Raw genomic sequence first — 18,363 nt, 5'->3', positions numbered from 1 at the left:
TCCGGTCATCAATGTGCCTCCTGCTGCAAGTGTGCCCGCGCGTCTCATTCCGGCTTCTTGTCGTTGTCCGCCGGTCGTCCGGCGGCCTGCGCGGCGTGTTCGGCATGTTCGCCGAACAGATCCATGGTTCCGACCCATAGGACCACCGCTTCCCGTTCCGTATGGTTCCAAAGGCCGTGCCGCCTGGTGGATGGATAGTGGACGCTGTCGCCCACCCGCAGCACGACCGTCTCGCCTTCGAGTTCGGAAGTCACCGAACCTTCAAGAATGAATTCCATCTCTTCGCCCTCATGGGCGATCGGCTCCGAACGGTAGCCGGGCGGCATGCGTATGATCACCGAATGCATCTGCTGGCCCGGAAAGGAGGCCGAGACGCGCTCATAGGAGATCTGGTGCCCCTCGATCGAATAGGTCTGGCGCCGTTCGTGCCGCGTGTGGCTGGCGTCGGACGCGGGCTGCTCCAGAAAGGTCGAGATCTGCGTGTCGAGGACCCGCGAGATCGACACCAGCGAGGACAGGGACGGCGCCGTCAGCCCGCGCTCGACCTGGGAAATGAACCCCACGGAAAGCCCGGCGCCATCGGCCACCTGCTTGAGCGTCAGCGACAGGGCCTTGCGCCGCTTGCGCAACCGCTGACCGAGCGGATCGCCGGCGCCATCTTCAGGCGCCGCTCCGGTTTCGTCGTCCAATGTCGGCTGGACAGTTTTTCCGGCCACCCGGATCTCCATCCCGATTATAGTATGACTAAAATCGTGGCGCCCAATCGGCCTGGAGTCAAGCGCTCTTTTATCTATGCTAAAAAACGACGGCATAGGGGCTCGCACGGGCTCTCCCGACACGACCGCGCCGCCCGCTGCGCCGGTCATGGTCGGACGGCTTGCTCGCCCGTCCGCATGGTCGACTTGTGGGTCCGTTCGGATCAGTCGGTCGTCGTCGAACCGATCCGCGCCAGCGCCTCGGCCATCGCCGTTTGAAAGTCTGGTCGCCCGTAGAGATCGTTATGGCCCGCGCCAGAGATCGTGCGGTCGAGAACAGGAACTGGAACCGCCCGCCGGAACGCCTCGGTGCGCCGGGGCGCAATGATGGTGTCGCGCCCGGCGGCGATCAGCGCGATCGGCGTGGTCAGGCCGCGCACATCGTCGGCGGGAGACATGCGATGGCGCAACAGCCATCGCACCGGCGCCCATGGGTAAAGCCCGCGCGCCAGCGCTTCCAGCGAATCGAACGGGCTCACCAGGATCAGGCCGGCAAGCGGTTGGCGGCTGGCGAGATGGGCGGCGACGCCCGAACCGATGCTGAACCCGACGGCGACGATCCGGTCCGTTCCCAGGGTCGCGGCGACATGATCGTGGACGACCGGCGCGTCCGCCAGCAAGGCGGCTGCGCTGGGCCGGCCGGTGCTCGGCCGATAGCCCCGGTAATGGAAGGCGACCACATCGACGTCGGGAAACAGCCCATGAAGATAGACGGCCAGCGCTTCCGCGTTCCAGGCATTGCCGCCGAACCCCAGCACCGCCAACCGCTCGCCGGAAGGAGCCTGCGCCGACGCGATGTGCACGCCGTGGAGACGCTCGCCGTCCGGCGTCCCGACCTCAAGCCGGACCGCGGACGGCGGCAGAAGCGGAGCGCCCGCCGCCGCCATTCCGGTGGGAAACAGCATCCGGGTTTGCGCGGCATACATCATCGCGACAATGGCGGCGTAGGCCACGGCGAGAACGAGGATCAGCTTGAGCAGCCACATAGCGCCATCTCGCATGATCGCCCTTCCCGGATCATGATCTAACCGACCAGCCCCCAGAAGCCGGCTTTGCGCGGATGGGCCGTCTTCAGCCCGGCGAGATAGGTGGCATGATCGACCAGGCCCGGAGGCCGGGCGGGATCGGCGTCCATGTCCTTGGCAAGACCGGTCAGTTGCTTCAGATACTTCGCACCGTGCCCATAGGCCTTGGACCGCGCCCGGGCGAGAATGTCGTCCAACAGCGCCCGATAGAGGATCGTCGCCGCCAGCGGGTATTCGTGCTCCAGCACGCCTGCGACCTTCGGCAGGACATGCCAGTCCCTGCCGTCCCAGCGACGGTGGTGCGCAACGATCAGCCTGGCGGCAAGATCGAGGCGTGGCCAGTCGAGGAAGAATTGCAACGCCGCGTCCGGGTCGGCATGACCGAGCGCCAGCGCATGGGCGCGCTCTTCTGCCTCGACATCCTCGAAATCGGGCAGGCCCTTGAGGTATGGGCGCAGCATGTCGGCGGACAGGCCGGCCTCGAAACAGCGCCAGCGCAGCGCCTGCGCGCCGGATTTGTCGCCAAGCGCTTCGAGGATCTGCGCCTCAAGGCCGGCTCGCTGCGGGGAATTGCCGTTTCCGTCTCTCTCACCAAGCGGGCGCCGGCCCGGTTTGCGCGCCCATGCGAGCGCCTCGGTCGCGCGCCCCGCCTCCAAAAGCCGTGCCGCCATGCCGAGCGTATCCCGCATATGGGCAGGCTTTTTCGTTTCCAACCCGATCAAGAGGTCGATATCGCCGCGTGCCTGCGCGATGATCTGGCGCATACGGTTCAATTGCGAGGTCATGGGATAAAACCGGCGATCGGATGTGCGCGTTGCTTCCTCGGCCTGCCTTTGCGCGATGGCCGCGTCCAGTTCGGCATCCCATCGGGCGAGCGTCGCCTGGGACAGATGCGGCGCGACGGCCTCGGTCATGTCGACCAGATAGCCGTGCGCGCTTTCGCCGAGCGCCGCCATGATCCTGCCGGGCAGGATGTCGGCCTCGGATCGGTCCAGTCTCTGTGCCAGCTCGCCGACGGCGGCGATTGCCTGGCAGTAGACGTCCTGAACGTGGCCCGACGAATCGTCGACGCGCTCGAAGACCCGTTCATGCGTGGCGACCAAGCGCAGCACGCGGTCCATTGCCAGCGTCGGCGAGGCGGCCCCGAGTTCGGCGACGATGGTGTCCGTCAGGCTGCGCAGATCGTCGCGAACGGCGCTTGCCTTGTCCCAGTCGATGAAGCTGCGCGCGCGTTCCAGCCCGGAAAGCCGCCGGTCAATCAGTTTCGCGATCGCCTCGGGACCGGCCTTGCCTGCCAGTGCGGCCTTGACCTGTCGCCGGAAGCCCGCGTTCCGCTCGGCCTCGCCGAGAACCAGTTGCGCGAGCTTGTCGACGCCGAGCTCTTTCAGCTTGTCTGCGGTCAGCGCGGGCTTGCGGGCCATGGGCGGTTCTCGGGCATGGAGCGGTCCAAGCCATCAGTGCCTTGGCCGAGGTGTGAAGGCAAGCCGATTGGCGGGGCGCGCTTTGGGTCCGCGCTGTCCGCCCGGAACGATGATCGCGCCGAGGGCCTTACAGCGCGGCGTCGTCGGCTCCGCAGACCAGCGTGTGAATCGTCTCGTGGGGCGCCAGATCGATCTCGCCCCGTCTGAGCGCCGCAATCGCCGCCGCCGCGCTGAGATCGGCGCGGATGGCAAACTCCGACAGCACCCAGCGCGCCGCCTCCAGCAGATCGTCGTCCTCGACCAGCACGACCTGCTCGACATTGCGCGCAATGACCTCGTAGACCGCCTCGTCGGTACGGCCGCAGGCCATGGTGGCCACGCGCGTCGAGGTGCCCTCCAGCGTGACCACCCCTCCGGCGGCCAGGCTCGCATGCAGCGTCGGGCTTCCCACCGGCTCAATGCCGATCACCCGCGCTCCGGGGTTGCGCGCCTTGACCACGCTCGAAAGCCCGGCAATCAAGCCGCCCCCGCCAATGGCGACCAGATAGACATCCGCATCGGGCACGTCTTCGAGCATTTCAAGCGCCACCGTCCCCTGGCCCGCGATCACCTCGACATCCTTGAACGGATGGAAATAGATCGCGCCCGTCCGCTCGGCATAGGACTGTGCCGTCGTGTCGGCATCGTCCCAGCGCTCGCCGACCACCTCGATATCGGCCCCCCATTCCTTGAGGGCCTTGAGCTTGGCCGGGGAAGCCTGGGGCGGCAGAAACACCTTCGCCTTGACCCCGGCCACCAGCGCCGCCCGCGCCACCGCCATGCCGTGATTGCCGCCAGAGGCGGTGACCAGTCCATGGACCAGCGTCTCGCGCGGCGTGGTCAGGAGCCGGTTCATCGCCCCGCGCGTCTTGAAGGCTCCGGTCGCTTGCAGGCATTCGAGCTTGAGGAAAATCGGGTTGCCGACCGGCCGGTCACGCGCATGCGCCACGGCGATGGACGGCGTGCGCCGGATATGGGGACGGATGCGATCGGCCGCCTCCTCGATCATGGCCAGCGACAGCTTGGGCGCCTGCGCGCTCATGGTCATTCTCCGATGTGAAAGGTGATCGTCTTGAGGTCGCACATCGCGCGCAGCGTGTGCCGTCCACCGGTGCGGCCGTGACCGCTCGTCATGCCGAGCGCGACGGCGCCCAACGCATCGCCCGTGGAGGGGCTGGCGATCTCCAGCACCTCATCGCCGCTTCCCGTTTCCCACTGGCCGGCGATGCAATGGCGACCAAGAGGTCTCGCTCCTGGCCCGGCCTTTCCGACGTTGAGGCCCTTGAATGCACGCATGTTTGATTCTCATTGAACTTGTTTTATTTTGTTTGACCACAACATATTCCCGGGCTTGGCGCAAGAACGCCCGGTACGGTATGAGCGGACGAAGCGGCGAGGCGCGGCCGGCGCGCCGAGACAGGCATCTGCCGGGTGGGGTTTGCGATGCGCAGAAAAAGGACGACCGATAACGAGCTGAGGGCCCGCACCGCGTCCGGCAGGCTGATCGGCCGCGTGCGCAAGGCGCGGATCGAAGAACTGATTCAGCGGAACGGCTCGATGTCGATCACGGCCCTTGCCTCCGAGTTCGACGTCTCGGAGATGACCATCCGCCGCGATCTGTCCGAGCTTGAGGCGCGCGGCTATATCCAGCGCACCCATGGCGGCGCTGTCTTGGAGGCCCAAGGCGACATGCGCCTTGCTTCCGACGAGCGATTCTTCGACGAGCGCCGCAAAGCCAACCGCGCCGCCAAGGCCGCCATCGCCCGCGAGGCGATGGGCCTGGTTGGCGCCGGACAGGCCGTGGCGGTGGACGTCGGCACCACCAATTACGAACTGGCTGCGCTGCTGGCCGAGCAGGCCGACATCCGTGTCTTCACCAACAATCTGCGGGTTGCGGCCCTGATGGGCCAGAGCCAGGCCGAGATCTATCTTCTGGGCGGACGCGTGCGGCAAAAGCAGATGTCGCTGTGCGGCCCCGTGGCCGTCGATCAGGTCCGGCGCCTTTGGTTCGACATTGCGTTTCTCGGGGTTTCGGCGCTCTCGCCCCAGGGCATTTTCGACTTCGCCTTCGAGGAGATCGAACTCAAGCACGCCTATATCGAACGCGCCAAGAAGCGTGTCGTTCTGGCCGACAGCTCGAAATTCGACCAGACCTCGCTCGTTCAGATTTCCGGCTTCGATTTCATCGATGCGATCGTGACCGACGCGCCGCCCTCGCCGCCGGTGACCGCAGCGCTTGAGGCCGCTGGCGTGCAGCTCATCCTGGCAAGGCCCGCGCGGCAATCGGAATCTGTGGGCTGAACTCCGCCGGCGAGGATACGGGGCGCAGGCCCTTGCCGGTCAGATGTCCCAGCCTTCGACCTCTTCGAGATGACCGGATCGGACCGACCGCAGGATCGCGTCGTTGACCGCCACGTTGCGCAGCGCGTCGGACGTCGGCACGACGAAGTCGAGATCCTCGCGCACCGCCTGCACGAAATGACGCTGCTCTTCATAAAGGTCGCCCATGATCCGGCCATTGACTTCCGGCCAGTGCATGCCGTCGGGCAGCGACCAGCCGCCGCCCGCCAGCATGCGCAGCCCGCTGTCGCGAACGTCAAGGTCGATCGTCCCCTCGGTCCCGATCACCTCGGTGCGCGCCCACAGGCCCGTCGGAATTCCCTTGGGCAGCGTCCAGCCGAAATAGAGCTGGCCGACCATGCCCGAGCTCATCTCGCAGGTGGTGAAATAAGCGTCCTCGGACCGGATGCCGTGCTTGGGCATCCGTTTGGATACGGGCCGTGAAAACACGTGCGTGATGGTCTGGCCGCTGATCCACTGCAGGGCGTCGACGTCATGGACCCCAAGATAGAAGCAAACCGAGGACCCGCCGTTCATGCGCAGGCCCAGCTCGAAATTGGTGAACCGGCCGGCCGCGCCGTGCAGCGGTTCCCCGATCTCGCCGTTGCGCACCGCCTGGGCCGCCTGATTGTAGCGCGGATCGAACCGCAGGATCTGGCCCACCATCAGCCGGCCGCCGCTCCGCTCGGCCCGCGCCATCGGCCGGGCGTCCTCCAGGGTATGGGCCATGGGCTTTTCCACCAGCACGGACTTGCCGGCCTCAAGCAGCCGTACGGTCACGTCCCTGTGCAACGTGTCGGGTAGCGCCACGATATAGGCGTCGGCCGCATCGGCCGCGAGCGCGGCGTCGACGTCCCGGTGGTGCGCCGCTGCGAAGCGGGCCGCCACATCCGCGCCGAGCTCGGCATTCATGTCCACAATCGCCGTCAGATTGGCCGTCTCCAGCCCCCTGGCCGACCGGGCGTGCAGCTGGCCCATAAAACCGGCACCCACGATGCCAAGCCTGATTGTCCTCATTTCGGTGCGCTCCTTGTCCGCTCCCGGTCAGCTTCAGTGGCACCCTATAATGAACATTTCCTAACTAAAAGCGCCAAAAAATCCACTCGATACGGCACCGTCCGAATCCGCGCGTGCCAGCCGCCATGCTCATTTTTTCAGGTTTCAAGTCGGAGAAGAGGTCGCCTCCAGACGTCGGTGAGACTGGGAGGACCAAGCGAAACATGGCGGATATTCTGACTTTTCAAACGACAAAACCCAGGCGGTCCGGGGCTTCTGCACGCCATGGGGGAAAAATTCGCCGCGCCCCCCTTGACGAGTCGCACATTCGCGCTTCTTATTTGAACATATAAGAACAATTAGACTGACAAACTTATGTATCCGACCGGTCCCCGCATCGGGAGGTCAAGCGGAACATCGGCGAAGGGAGCGCACGGAGATGACACGCGATATCAAGAGGTTTGCCGGCGGGCGGTCCATTCTCGGGTCCGCCACGGCACTGAAGGGCATGCTGGCCGCGGCGGTGATCGCTGGCGGCCTCGGGGTCATGGCGGCCTCCGCTCAGGACAGCTCCGCCCAGGACAGTTTCGAAGCCATCACCGACGAAAACGTCTATTTCCGCGGTTGGCAGTTCCGGACCGATGTGGTCCAGGGCAATGTCGACATCTACAACGAGACGATGGGCGGCAATGTCGACTATGCGACCGTGACCGGCGATTACCCCGCCATCATGGAGCAGCAGCTGATCGCCGGCGGTGAGCTTGACGTTCTCTACGCCAACCCTTCGAGCGCCGTCCGCTATTTCGAGGGCGGCTGGATCACCCCCGCGAGCGCCCTGCCCAACGCCGAAGAAATCATCGCCGACATGTATCCCAACATCCGGGATGCATGGACCCATAATGGCGAGCTGCTCGGGCTGAGTTACTTTGTGTCGGTGCGCGGCACGCTTCTGGCCAACATTGAAACGATCGAGGAGGCCGGCTTCTCCGAAGAGGATCTGCCCGGCACCTGGCCGGAACTTTACGAGATGGTTTATGCCCTCAATGAGGCGGGCGTCGAAACGCCCTATCTGCCTCACTGGTTCGCCGAATATTTCGGCATATCCTGGGGCTTTGTGTTCGAGGTGATGAACCGCGGCGGTGTTTTCGCAGACGCCGAGACCCACGCGCCGATGCTTACGGTCGACGGTCCGGCCGGCGAGACGCTGGCGGACTGGAAGCGGCTTTGGAACTCCGGCCTGGTGCCCGAGGAAGTGCTCTCCTACAATGAGGCTGCGTTCATCAATGCGTTCCGCTCGGGACGCTACGTCTTCAGCCCCCAGCAGATCTACGACGTCAAGACCTTCAACGACCCCGGCCAGTCTGCCGCCGTTGCCGGCAACATCATTCCCCTGTACGCCCAGGAGCAGAGCTGGGGGATGATCGACAGCGCCATGTATATGATGACAAGCCGCGATCGCTCCGACGAGCACACCCAGGACGTCATGAGCTTCATATCCTGGTATGGCTACAAGAACGAGGACGGCGAACATGCCGTCGCCAAGCGCTGGCTGGAGGAGAACATGCTGTTTTCGGCCTATCGTTCGGTCATGGAGAGCGACAAGGCCCGCCAGGTCATCCAGAGTTCGGTTGCGCGCCCTGAAGACTACCAGACACTGCTCGACATCTATGCAACGAGCGACTTTCCGACCGGGATCTGGAGCGTGGTCTGGGCCGAGGAATTCAATTCCTGGCTGCGCGACAAGCTGTTCGCCTTCCTTCAGGACGACCTGCCCGTCGAGGAAGTGATCAACGAGGCAAATGCCAAGATCGAGCGCCTTAATGAGCGATACGGCCTCTAGCGGCTGAGCCACGCCGCTCCCGGTCGTGCACTCGCGGCCGGGAGCCGTTTCCTGTTTGGCGACGGGAAGATACCCGTCCTGTCGCCGTTTTCAGCGCGAAGGGTCCGCAAGGGCGGCGGGCGTTTTTCCTAAAGGCTGACAGTCGATTGCAAAGGCCTCGGATATGAATGGATCGTCGGCAAGGCCGCCTCGCTCCTCCGAACCCACCCCGCATGGCACGGCAAGACCGCGACGCGAACTCTCCGATCTGCAGTTCGCGCTGGCGGTCACGGTGCCTGTGCTGCTGTTTCTGCTCGTGGTCGTCGCCTACCCCCTCGGCTATGCGTTCTATATGAGCGTCCACGACATCCGCTTTTTCGGCGGATATTCGGCCCAGTTCGTGGGTTTCGAGAACTATGCCGAGGTGCTCGGCGACGACGCGTTCTGGAGGGCGCTTGGCCTAACGGTTCATTTCACCGTCGCAACGGTGCTGCTGGGCCTGCTCATCGGGCTCGGCTTGGCGATCGTGTTGCGCGACCTGCCTCCCGGCTGGACATGGCTGCGCGCGCTGATCATCCTGCCCTGGGCCGTCTCGCCCTACGGCACCGGTATCTTCTTTGCCTATCTCGGTCGCGGCCAGACCGGTGTCGGGACCGCTCTCGCCAACGCTCTGGGCTTTGAACAGGACATAAACTTCATCTCGGCGAACTGGGTCATCGAATATCTTGCATTCGGCAACGCCTGGAACATGGCGCCCCTGGTCGCCTTCTTCCTTCTGGCCAACATGCTCACAATTCCCAAGCGCCTCTACCACCTCGCCGAGCTTGACCGCATGAACCGGTTCGAGCGGTTCTGGCACGTCACCTTGCCGCCGCTGCGCTTCACCCTGTTCGTCTTCTCATGCATCTTGACGGTGCTGGCGCTCAAGACGTTCGACTTCATCTTCACCCAGACCCAGGGCGGCCCTGGCAATGCGTCCTCGGTCCTGACCTACCTCATCTATCGCATCAGCTTCGTGAACCTGAACCTGGGCTACGGCGCGGCCATGAGCTTCTTCCTGCTGCTGCTCATCCTGGCGATGACCGGAGCGCTGTTCTTCTTCTGGGGACGAAAGGTTTCACGCCGATGAGCCGGCAGAGATTCTCCATCTGGCTGATCCTTGCTGTCGCGGTCGCGCTGCTCTGGACCTTCCTGCCCATGTACTGGACCGTCAAGTATGCGTTCATGACCAAGTCCGAAATCGCAAGCTTTCCTCCACTGGCGTTTCCTCCCGCGCCCCAGCTTGCCTCCTTCTTCAACATCTTTGGCTTCGATTACACCCTGGCCGACGGAACGGTCATCCCGGCGTCCGGGCAGGCGCGCCAGATCATGCTGGGGCTGCGCAACAGTCTGATCGTGTCGCTCATCGTCACCACCATCACCATGTTCGTGGTCATGCCGGTCGCCTATGTCTTCGCGCGGCTCGAATTTGCGGGCAGGGGCAAGCTTCTGGCGGCCATCCTGCTCTCGGTGTCCCTGCCTCCGGTATCCACGCTCATTCCCTTCTATGCGCTCTATGTGCGGCTCCAACTCGTGGGTACGATCACCGGCCTTGTGATCGTCACGCTGACCATCACCATTCCGATCGTGGTCTGGATGCTGATGGGGTTCTTCCGAAACTTGCCGCCCATCGAGCAACTCGCCCGGATCGATGGCTTCTCGCGGCTCTACACCTTCGCGCGCATCATAGTGCCCATGGCGCGCAGCGGCGTTCTGGTGGCCGCGCTGATCGCCTTCCTGTTCGCCTGGAACGAATATGTCTATGCCCAGGTTCTGGTGACCGGTTCACAGGCCGTCACCCTGCCCGCGGCGATGTCCGGGTTCCTCTTCCAGGTTCCCGAGCCGGCCCATCTTGCGGCCAGCCTGCTCATCAGCCTGCTCCCGCCATTTTTCATCGCCTTCTTCCTGCAACGCCACATTGCGGAAATGAACCTCGTCTGATCGAGAAGGAACACCCACCCCGATGGCAGGCATAGAACTCAAAAACATAAACAAGTCCTTTGGTGAGCATCACGCGGTCAAGGGACTGGACATGACCATCGAGGATGGCGAGCTTCTGGTTCTGCTCGGCCCCTCGGGGTGCGGCAAGTCCACGACCATGAACATGATCGCCGGGCTGGAGCACGCAACCAGCGGGCAGATCCTGTTCGACGGCAAGGATGTCACCGGCATCGCGCCGTTCGATCGCAACGTCGCCATGGTCTTCCAGTCATCGCTGCTCTATCCGCACCTGACGGCGCGCAAGAACATCCGCATGAGCCTCAAGCGCACCAAGCTCTCGGCCGCCGAAATCGACAAGCGCGTCGCCGATGCCGCCGCCACCGTGGACGTCACCCATCTGCTCGACAAGCTGCCCGCCCACCTGTCCGGGGGCGAGCGCCAGCGTGTGGCGACGGCCAAGGCGATCGTGCGCCAGCCCGACTGCTTCCTGCTCGACGAGCCGCTGTCGGCCCTGGACGCCGCTCTGCGTCTCTCCTTGCGCTCCGAACTGGTCAACCTTCAAAAGCACCTGCGCACCACCATGATCTTCGTAACCCACGATCAGGTCGAGGCCATGACCATGGGCGACCGGATCGGGGTCATGCGCCATGGGCGGCTGGAGCAGATCGGCTCGCCGATCGAGATCTATAACGAGCCCCAGACCCTGTTCGTCGCCGGGTTCGTCGGCGCTCCGCCGATGAATTTCATCGAAGGCGCCATCGAGGAAACCGCAACGGGCAAGATCTTCGCCAATGCCCATATGCGCATGCCGCTCACCGGACACGCCGCTCGTCTTGAGCCGTGCGCCAAGGTCGTGCTCGCCATCCGGGCACATCTCATGGAACTGTGCGAGGCAAGCCCCCAAAGCGTCCCGCTCAAGGTCTATGCCATCGAACAGCTCGGCAATGAGGCCATCGTGGTCTGCGACGGGCCAGACGGCAAGCGCATCCGGGTCGTCGCAGCGCCGGGGGTTGCCGCCGGGATCGACTCGACCATCCATGCCCGTTTCGATGCGGACGTCGCCCATTTCTTCGATCCGCAGACCGAACGCGCCATCCCCAAGCGTCCGAAGGCGGCAACATAGATGCCGGCAACGGATCCCAACGCCCCGCTCCGCGTCACAATCGCTGGCTTCGGCGAGGCCGGCCGGTGCCATGCCGGCGCGTGGAAGGCCCTGGACAATGTCCAGATCGTGGGGGTCTATTCCCTGCGGCCGGACCATGAGGCCGCCGACATTGCGGCGCTGTGCGGGCCGGATGTGCCCGTCTTCGGCGACTATCGCCGGATGCTCGACACGGTGGAGTCGGACTTCGCCAGCATCTGCACGCTGCACGATACCCACGCCGACTATCTCATCGAAGCCGCCGGCCGCGGCCTGCACCTTCTGATCGAAAAGCCCATCTGCCTTACGGTCGAAGAGCTGCTCGCGGCGCGCAAGGCGGTCAAGGACGCCGGTATCCGGGCATTTGCGGGCTTCCAGGAGTTTCACTACGGCCAGCTCGAAACCACCATCGACGCGGTCAGGAAAGGCTATCTCGGCGAGGTGCACCTGGCCCAGATCGAATACTATAACGGCATCGGCGTCTGGACGCCCCAGCACTGGTGGGCCAAGACGAAAGCCATCGGAGGCTCGTCCATGCTGTTCTGCGGCTGCCATCCGCTCATGATGATGATGAACATCATGGAAGGGCGCAGGATCGCCGAGGTCGTCGCGCTCGACACCCATTCAAAATCACACCATTTCGCGCCACTTGAGTACAAGGCGACCCAGGTCAATCTGCTCCGGTTCGAGGATGGCGGGATCGGCCAGGTCACCTCATGCCTGGACAGTCTCCACCCCTATTGCTGGCGCAATATGCTGGTCGGGTCCGAAGGCTCGCTGATCGACACGAGAATCCACTCGCGCAACATGGTCGCCGGCCTCGACGCAAAGGGTTGGTCGACCCTCGCCACACGCTCGATCAGCGATGCGGGCGACATCAAGCACGACATGTTCGTTCCCATGTTCGCGCGCATCCTCGCCAATCTGCGCCAGGATACGCCCATGCCCTATTCGGACTTCGACAGGGCCTGGGAGATGCACAGGATCCTGTTTGCCTGCGACGAAGCCGCAAAAACAGGCAGGCCGGTATCGCCGGACGCCTTTCTGCCGGCTTGATCGGGCCACTCATACCCATTGCGGGCCGAGCGGGCCCGCCCCTTTCTGGGGCGGCCCGCTTCCGTTTCGAGGGTTTCGCGAAGGTCTATCCCAGCCCGTGGGCCAGATCGACAAGCATGCGCGCGGCCTTCGTGACCTGCGCGATTTCCACGTGCTCGTCGACTGCGTGGGCCTGATCGATATTGCCCGGTCCGAAGACGATCGTGGGGATGGCCGAGATGTTGAACATCTTGGTCGCGTCCGACCCGTAGGGCACGCCGATCGCCTCGGCCTCGATCCCGTGCGCGGCGCAGACCGCGCCCATCCGGGTGACGATATCGGAATCGGCCGGAACGTCCATGGCCGAGGAATTCACGAAGGGCTCCCGCAGGGTCATCTCGATGCCCGGACGGGTTGCGGCCACCTCCAGTGCCACGTCGCGGAAGCGCGCCCACACGGCCAGGCCGTCCTCGGAGGGCAGATAGCGGTAGTCGAACCGCAATACCGACTTCGAGGGCACGGTATTGGGCCCTTCTCCGCCGTGGAACGCGGTGCAGGTCAGCGTGGGGGTGCCGACCAGCGCATGCACCTCGGTGCGCTTTTCCATTTCGCGTTCATAGGCGGCCAGCAGCGCCTTGCCTGCCATGATGGCGCTTGCGCCCTCATGGGGCTTGGAACTGTGCGCCGAGCGCCCGGAAATCTCCACCTCCCAGCGCACGCAGCCCTTGCACGCACGCACGACCCTAAGGTTCGTGGGCTCTCCGGCGATGCCCAGCGCGACATGCTCGCCGCGCGCCAGATGGTGCAGCACGCCCTTGTAGTTGAATTCCTCGTCGACCGCGCCCACGAACGTCACATCCCCCGGCGGCGCGGTGGACGAAAAAGTCCGGATGGCGAGCAGGAATGCGGCCAGGCATCCCCCGTCGTCGACCGCGCCGCGGCCGTAAAGGTTCCCGTTCCGGAGCACGGGGGTGAAGGGATCGGCCATGCCGGTGACCTGCACGGTATCGAGATGGCCTTCCCAGAGCATGGCCGGGCCGCTGCGCGCGCCTTTGGCGCGAACGATCAGGTTGGGCCGGTCGGGCAGGGCTTCGTCGAACTCCGCCTCAAGCCCGCTCTGCGCGCACCAGTTCGCCAGCGCGCGCGCGATCCGCGCTTCGCCGAACAGGCGCTGATTGTCCCCCGGCTGCATGAAGGCGGGATTGATGCTCGGTGTCTCGACAATGAGCTTGAGAAGTTGCAGGGCCTCCGCATCGCTGATGCCGGAATAGATCATGGCTGTGTCCTCTGATGGCCGCCTCGCCGAACTGGCCTCGCCGGGCGGATTTGAGCGGCTGGAGGCGGATGATGCCGTCATCTGGTATAGACGCCGCCGGTCAGGTCGATCCCATGCCCGGCCATGAACCGCGCCCCGCCCGAGGCGAGCGGGACGACGGGCGCGGCGATATCCTCGGGCGCGCCGACCTGGCCCGATGAGGTATCGAGATGTGGTCCTCGATTGCTTGTGCGGGCACGCTCCCGCGCAGCTTGGCCTCCAAGGCCGCCCCGCGCGCGCTTCCGCATGCCCGTGCGCACGAAGCCTCGATACGTGGCGTTGGGCGTCTTTCCCAAGAAATCGAACATCATCTCAGCGCATCTCCTCGTTCGGGTCCTTGCGGCGTGCGGCGTCAAAATCCGCGACCAGTTTCACACTTGAATTCAAAAACAAACAAAAACTATCATTCATCTACGTGGCATGTCACTGTCAAACCGTCTTGGGCAGCGCAATATTCTCGCGATGGCGTTCTGCCGGCGGCTGAAGGAGGGCGGATCGCGCGCGAGCATCTCGGCGCCCGCTGCGGGGGCACGCATATTGCGCGCGCTGCCCCCTCCGCCACGGCCCGTGCATCCCGATCGCCCCGCTCGCGCGCAAGCGCCTATGCAGCCTGTTCGGCAGTCATGTTGTGAACGTCCACCATGATGGCGCTGAAGACGCACGAGCATTTGTCCATGCCGGCGCCAAAGCTGATCGCGGAGACGAGCGCATCCGCCGTCACGGCCGGATGCGGTAAGCTCATCCCGCCTGGCTCACGCGGGCGGCTTCTTCGCCAAGTCGAGCAAGATCGGCGGCAAGCACCGCCGCCGCCGCCGCGTCTTCACGCCCGGCCAAACCCGACATGCAGGAAAGGCGCGGGCGGAAAGCGCGCCGGCGCTGGCCGGCCTCATCGCCGGGGCAAGCCCAAAGCGGGCATCGAACATCGTCCCAGCTTCAGCAATCGGCTCGCGCCTCGTCGAGCCGGTAGATACGGCGTGCGTTTTCATAAAAGTATTTGCGCTGATCTTCTGCCGGCAGGTCCGCCGTCAGCGTCCTGAAGGCATCCATCATGCGTCCGTAAGACGCTTGCCGTCCGGCCACGGGCGCATCGCTCCCGAACAGCACCCTGTCGCGCCCGAAGCACGCAAAGCAGTGCTCGACGATCGGCCGAAGGCTCTGCAAGGTCCAGTCATGGTCGTAGGCGAACGGATTGGAAACCTTGAGCGCCACATTGCGCGCGCGCCCGAGCTTTCGCAGGCCCGCACGCCAGAGCGCCAGGCCCTGCTCGCTGCGGTCCATGGGGCTGCCGCAATGGTTTATCACAAACTGCACATCCGGATAGTCGGCCGCAAGTTCGTGGGCCTCGCGCATCTGCCAGGGGGCCATCAGGATTTCGAAGACGATTGGCGTTCCGCGCAGGCAGCCCAGGCCATCGCGCCAGGCCGGATCGGACATCCTGCCCTCCTGGGCGACAAGGCTCCTGTCGGGGTCCGGATGCCAACTGACGATGTCGCGCAGCCCCACGGCGCGCGGATGCGCCGCTTCCCGCGCAAAGGCTTCGGCCGCATCGGGGGCGGACAGGTCGAGCCCGAAAACGTGCCATTTTGCCACCACCCCTCTGTCGAGCGTGTCCAGCCACCGGGTTTCCTCGGCCCTGTGTTCGGGATCCCAGCTCGCCTCGACATGGATCGTCGCGTCAAGCCCCTGCCCGGACGCCGCTTCGAGGTAATCCTCAACGAGAAAGCTGCGCTCCAGCGGGTCGATCCGGGCGCGGTTGGCGCCGTCCGGCTTGCGCTCCATCAGCCAGGGATGCCGACCCATGCCCAGGTCCCACAGATGGTGATGCGAATCGATGACGGGGCCGTCATAGGGGTTGGAGGCCATGGGGAACTCCCGGAAATCTGCCGCTGGACGATGCCGACGCAAGCATGCAATCGGCTTCTTGTTCGAATTTGTTCACATTGTTACGCCAGTGGGCACGCATCGCGCAAGCCAGAGCACGTTCCCGAAAGTGCATGCGGTCTTCGGATAGGAGCATGCTCATGATCAAGGCGTTGGAGCATTGCGCGTGAATCGGCGATCACGAGAAACGCATGGATCGAAGCTGCGAATGTTTCGCAACGGAGCTTGCCCGATCATTCAGGCTTCAGGGCGCGTTCAGGAAGGGTAGGGCGCCCTCGATCCTGCGAGGGCATCGCGCTTTGTGGCGCGCCCCATGAAGAAAGACCGTCGCGGCGTCTATTTCGACACCATCCAGACGGCTGGCCTGGAAAGCCGCACCGCCAGACGGCGCGTCCTGGAATCGCAGATCGTCGAGGGCGCACGCGCCGGACGCACGACGCTGATAAATTCAGTTGTTAATGCATCTCATTTGCAATATTCAAGATTCAAGGCAGTTGAGACCGAATTGCAAATTCGACCTTTGTTTAAAGGGAAACCGTCACCGACAATGACAGGCGATGTCACACCTGGCCTGGATCGGATCGCCGTGCGGATGCGGGCCGCCGGCCTTCGGTTGACGCTTCGGCGCCAGGCCATTTTTGAGGCTCTGCCGGTTTCGGAAGGCTGTCTCGATGCCGGCGCACACCGCCACGTCTGCATCGAGGCGGAGAACCGGTTTCTGGGCCTGCCCGACAATGGCGGGGACAATGGCGGGATCGAGCCTCCTGCGGTTTCCCGTGTCAGGCGCATCGATAAGGTGGTGCACCGCGAACGGGTCGCGGACGATGAATGAGCGGCCCCGCCTTGATTGGCCGGGCCCGGCCGATACCGCGATCGATGCCCCGTGGAAGTCGCTGACCGAATCGGCGAACGCGGCCTTTCGGGACGGCGGCCTGGCGCGCGCGCAGCGGCTCTACGACCGTGCGCTTGACGAGGCGCTGCGCCGCTTCCGGACCGACCGCGCGGTGGCCACCATGGCGGACGCGCCGCCCATGCTGGTCGCGGCCAGCGCGAATGCGGCCGAATGCCTCGCGCGGGCGGGCGCCCCTCGCCAAGCGGTGGGGACAGCACGGCAAGCATTGGAGGCTCTTCGCGCCGCCATGCTCGATACGAGCGAGCCGACCGCCTTCCGCCAGGCTTGCTTTCATCATCTCAAGCCCGCCCTGTTCGACTATGTCGGGCGAGCCGGGGATGCCGGGATCGCGCCCGGCGCGTTCCAAGAAGCCGCCATGCGCACACGAGACGCCGCACTCGCCTTTCTTTCCGAAAACCGGACAACACACTGAAGGACCGAAAACCGATGCTCTACCGCCTCGCCCAAGCCGCCGACCGACTGGTCGGGGTCGACACCGTCGATGCGCATTGCGATATCCCCTGCAAGATCTACGATCCGGCACCGGCCCTGATCGCCGCGCTTTCGGTCGTGCGCATGGTCGATATCCTAAGCGAGACGGCCGAAAAGCCCGACAGCCTTGAGCGCACAAACACGCTGGCCCGCTGCATCGCCATCAAGGAGGAGGAGGCGGCAAAGGTGAAGGACGAGGTCCGCGTGATCTGGGGCGATTATTTCAAGGCGCCGCAGATCGAGGCGCACCCCGATATCCACACGCTCGTGCACGAGATCATGATGGCTGCCGGCCGCTGCAAGCAGGGGGTCGACCGCGCCGAGGCGGAGGCCCTGGTCGAAAAGGTCAACCTCTTTGCGGAAGCCTTCTGGGCCACCAAGGGCGTCGCCACCGAGCGCCGCGTGGCGCCCTATCCGCCGGGTCTCGCCGTGGTCCGCCCGGTTTGACCGGCGCGTGCGGCTCCTGAGGCTTTTCGGCCTGCGCCTTTATCGTGTCCGTGGATACAGCATGGCGCCGGCGGTCGCGCACGGCGCCTATCTGCTGCTTCGCACTTATGGGCCGACGCGCCGCCCCCGGCGCGGCGACATCTGCGTGTTCCGGACGGCGCAAGGCCAAGCCGTCGTCAAACGCTTGGCATCCCCGCTGGACGGGGGATGCTTCCGCGTCCGCGGCGACGGCCCGCTTTCGGCGCCCGGCATCGATTTCGGACCCGTTACAGAGCGTGCCCTGATCGGGCGCGTGATCCTCGCCATGCAGCCCCGCCAGTGAGAGTTTTTCCGCGAAGCGGGGAACGAGAAGATGGTCCGCATCGGAGCAATGAACATGCCAGCCGGGCAAACATCGACCGCACGCGGCATCGAGACACGCCGATGAAGGTTCTCCTTCTTGGCTGCGGCGGCATGATCGGCAACGCGACGGCCCGTGACCTTGCGGCACGCGGGCCGACCGTCGTCTGTGCCTTGCGCCATGGCCGGACCGGAAAAACGCCGTCATCGCCCCGTTGCCGACGCTCGCCCGTTGCCCGTCGAACGGATAGCCCGCAAAAAAGCGCGGCGCGGCCTCGTCGTCCTTGTCGCCCCACGACGCCGACTGCGCGTCGCGCCAGCATTCATCCCATCCCATGGCGCTGAAAAGCGGGTCGTAGAAACGCAGCGACCGGTCCAGATCTCGGGTCCCGACCAATGGTGTATTTGGCAACCTTCAATGGATGTCGATTGACATGAAGGCTATC

The 18,363-nt window shown here is 64.6% G+C and carries 20 protein-coding genes; 10 read left to right on the top strand and 10 right to left on the bottom strand.

What is annotated here, in order from left to right; all coding sequences use genetic code 11:
• Positions 1-44: 44 nt before the first annotated feature.
• The 5 genes from AC5E6L_RS01485 to AC5E6L_RS01465 all read right to left on the bottom strand — a co-directional run bounded on the left by AC5E6L_RS01485 (position 45) and on the right by AC5E6L_RS01465 (position 4,536).
• Positions 45-716: a helix-turn-helix domain-containing protein gene (locus AC5E6L_RS01485; RefSeq protein ID WP_491770764.1), complete on the bottom strand. Its 672-nt coding sequence runs from the start codon at positions 714-716 to the stop codon at positions 45-47.
• A 203-nt stretch (positions 717-919) separates the two neighbouring features.
• Positions 920-1,756, bottom strand: a complete 837-nt coding sequence (locus AC5E6L_RS01480) for an alpha/beta hydrolase (protein WP_491770762.1) — start codon at positions 1,754-1,756, stop codon at positions 920-922.
• A 23-nt stretch (positions 1,757-1,779) separates the two neighbouring features.
• Positions 1,780-3,201, bottom strand: a complete 1,422-nt coding sequence (locus AC5E6L_RS01475; RefSeq protein WP_491770760.1) for a DUF6880 family protein — start codon at positions 3,199-3,201, stop codon at positions 1,780-1,782.
• Positions 3,202-3,328: 127 nt separating this feature from the next.
• Entirely contained in the window at positions 3,329-4,282 is a 954-nt protein-coding gene (locus tag AC5E6L_RS01470) for a threonine ammonia-lyase (protein ID WP_491229013.1), read from the bottom strand.
• Between the two features lie 2 nt (positions 4,283-4,284).
• Positions 4,285-4,536, bottom strand: coding sequence for a hypothetical protein (locus AC5E6L_RS01465; protein WP_491770757.1), 252 nt, complete (start codon positions 4,534-4,536; stop codon positions 4,285-4,287).
• Positions 4,537-4,683: 147 nt separating this feature from the next.
• On the opposite strand from AC5E6L_RS01465, the gene AC5E6L_RS01460 reads away from it, so the two are divergent.
• On the top strand, positions 4,684-5,541 hold the full coding sequence (locus AC5E6L_RS01460; RefSeq protein WP_491229011.1) for a DeoR/GlpR family DNA-binding transcription regulator: 858 nt from the start codon (positions 4,684-4,686) through the stop codon (positions 5,539-5,541).
• Positions 5,542-5,580: 39 nt separating this feature from the next.
• Here the strand turns inward: AC5E6L_RS01460 and AC5E6L_RS01455 are convergent, their stop codons facing one another.
• The gene (locus tag AC5E6L_RS01455) at positions 5,581-6,597 is read right to left on the bottom strand and encodes a Gfo/Idh/MocA family protein (RefSeq protein ID WP_491770755.1); all 1,017 of its coding nucleotides are present in this window, start codon (positions 6,595-6,597) and stop codon (positions 5,581-5,583) included.
• Between the two features lie 418 nt (positions 6,598-7,015).
• Between AC5E6L_RS01455 and AC5E6L_RS01450 the strand changes: the two genes are divergently transcribed.
• The 5 genes from AC5E6L_RS01450 to AC5E6L_RS01430 all read left to right on the top strand — a co-directional run bounded on the left by AC5E6L_RS01450 (position 7,016) and on the right by AC5E6L_RS01430 (position 12,572).
• On the top strand, positions 7,016-8,416 hold the full coding sequence (locus AC5E6L_RS01450; protein WP_491770753.1) for an ABC transporter substrate-binding protein: 1,401 nt from the start codon (positions 7,016-7,018) through the stop codon (positions 8,414-8,416).
• 271 nt (positions 8,417-8,687) lie between these two features.
• Positions 8,688-9,524: a carbohydrate ABC transporter permease gene (locus AC5E6L_RS01445; protein WP_491770751.1), complete on the top strand. Its 837-nt coding sequence runs from the start codon at positions 8,688-8,690 to the stop codon at positions 9,522-9,524.
• A complete protein-coding gene (locus AC5E6L_RS01440; RefSeq protein ID WP_491229503.1) occupies positions 9,521-10,375 on the top strand; it encodes a carbohydrate ABC transporter permease in 855 nt (284 codons plus the stop codon). Before AC5E6L_RS01445 ends, AC5E6L_RS01440 begins: the two co-directional genes overlap by 4 nt.
• Before the next feature lie 91 nt (positions 10,376-10,466).
• Positions 10,467-11,498 (top strand): ABC transporter ATP-binding protein, encoded by a 1,032-nt coding sequence (locus tag AC5E6L_RS01435; protein WP_491229502.1) that lies wholly within the window; start codon positions 10,467-10,469, stop codon positions 11,496-11,498.
• Positions 11,499-12,572, top strand: a complete 1,074-nt coding sequence (locus AC5E6L_RS01430; protein WP_491229501.1) for a Gfo/Idh/MocA family protein — start codon at positions 11,499-11,501, stop codon at positions 12,570-12,572.
• A gap of 85 nt (positions 12,573-12,657) precedes the next feature.
• On the opposite strand, the gene AC5E6L_RS01425 is transcribed toward AC5E6L_RS01430, so the two are convergent.
• The 4 genes from AC5E6L_RS01425 to AC5E6L_RS01410 all read right to left on the bottom strand — a co-directional run bounded on the left by AC5E6L_RS01425 (position 12,658) and on the right by AC5E6L_RS01410 (position 15,729).
• Positions 12,658-13,827, bottom strand: a complete 1,170-nt coding sequence (locus AC5E6L_RS01425) for a M20 family metallopeptidase (RefSeq protein ID WP_491229500.1) — start codon at positions 13,825-13,827, stop codon at positions 12,658-12,660.
• A gap of 77 nt (positions 13,828-13,904) precedes the next feature.
• The gene (locus AC5E6L_RS01420; protein WP_491229499.1) at positions 13,905-14,177 is read right to left on the bottom strand and encodes a hypothetical protein; all 273 of its coding nucleotides are present in this window, start codon (positions 14,175-14,177) and stop codon (positions 13,905-13,907) included.
• 290 nt (positions 14,178-14,467) lie between these two features.
• A complete protein-coding gene (locus tag AC5E6L_RS01415) occupies positions 14,468-14,608 on the bottom strand; it encodes a hypothetical protein (protein WP_491229498.1) in 141 nt (46 codons plus the stop codon).
• Positions 14,609-14,799: 191 nt separating this feature from the next.
• The gene (locus AC5E6L_RS01410; protein WP_491770747.1) at positions 14,800-15,729 is read right to left on the bottom strand and encodes an amidohydrolase family protein; all 930 of its coding nucleotides are present in this window, start codon (positions 15,727-15,729) and stop codon (positions 14,800-14,802) included.
• Positions 15,730-16,060: 331 nt separating this feature from the next.
• Here AC5E6L_RS01410 and AC5E6L_RS01405 point away from each other — a divergent pair, with 331 nt between their 5' ends.
• The 4 genes from AC5E6L_RS01405 to AC5E6L_RS01390 are packed head-to-tail and all read left to right on the top strand — an operon-like array spanning position 16,061 to position 17,900.
• Positions 16,061-16,579 (top strand): hypothetical protein, encoded by a 519-nt coding sequence (locus tag AC5E6L_RS01405; RefSeq protein WP_491770745.1) that lies wholly within the window; start codon positions 16,061-16,063, stop codon positions 16,577-16,579.
• Positions 16,494-17,072 (top strand): DUF2753 family protein, encoded by a 579-nt coding sequence (locus AC5E6L_RS01400; protein ID WP_491770743.1) that lies wholly within the window; start codon positions 16,494-16,496, stop codon positions 17,070-17,072. The genes AC5E6L_RS01405 and AC5E6L_RS01400 overlap by 86 nt, the downstream gene beginning before the upstream one ends.
• 14 nt (positions 17,073-17,086) lie before the next feature.
• Positions 17,087-17,578, top strand: coding sequence for a superoxide dismutase, Ni (gene sodN / locus AC5E6L_RS01395; protein ID WP_491229494.1), 492 nt, complete (start codon positions 17,087-17,089; stop codon positions 17,576-17,578).
• A 7-nt stretch (positions 17,579-17,585) separates the two neighbouring features.
• Positions 17,586-17,900, top strand: a complete 315-nt coding sequence (locus AC5E6L_RS01390) for a S24/S26 family peptidase (protein WP_491229493.1) — start codon at positions 17,586-17,588, stop codon at positions 17,898-17,900.
• The last annotated feature ends 463 nt before the right edge of the window (positions 17,901-18,363 follow it).

Source organism: Roseitalea sp., assembly GCF_984466335.1.
The sequence above is the reverse complement of the archived record's forward strand: the minus strand, read 5'-3'. Positions and strand labels throughout refer to the sequence as shown.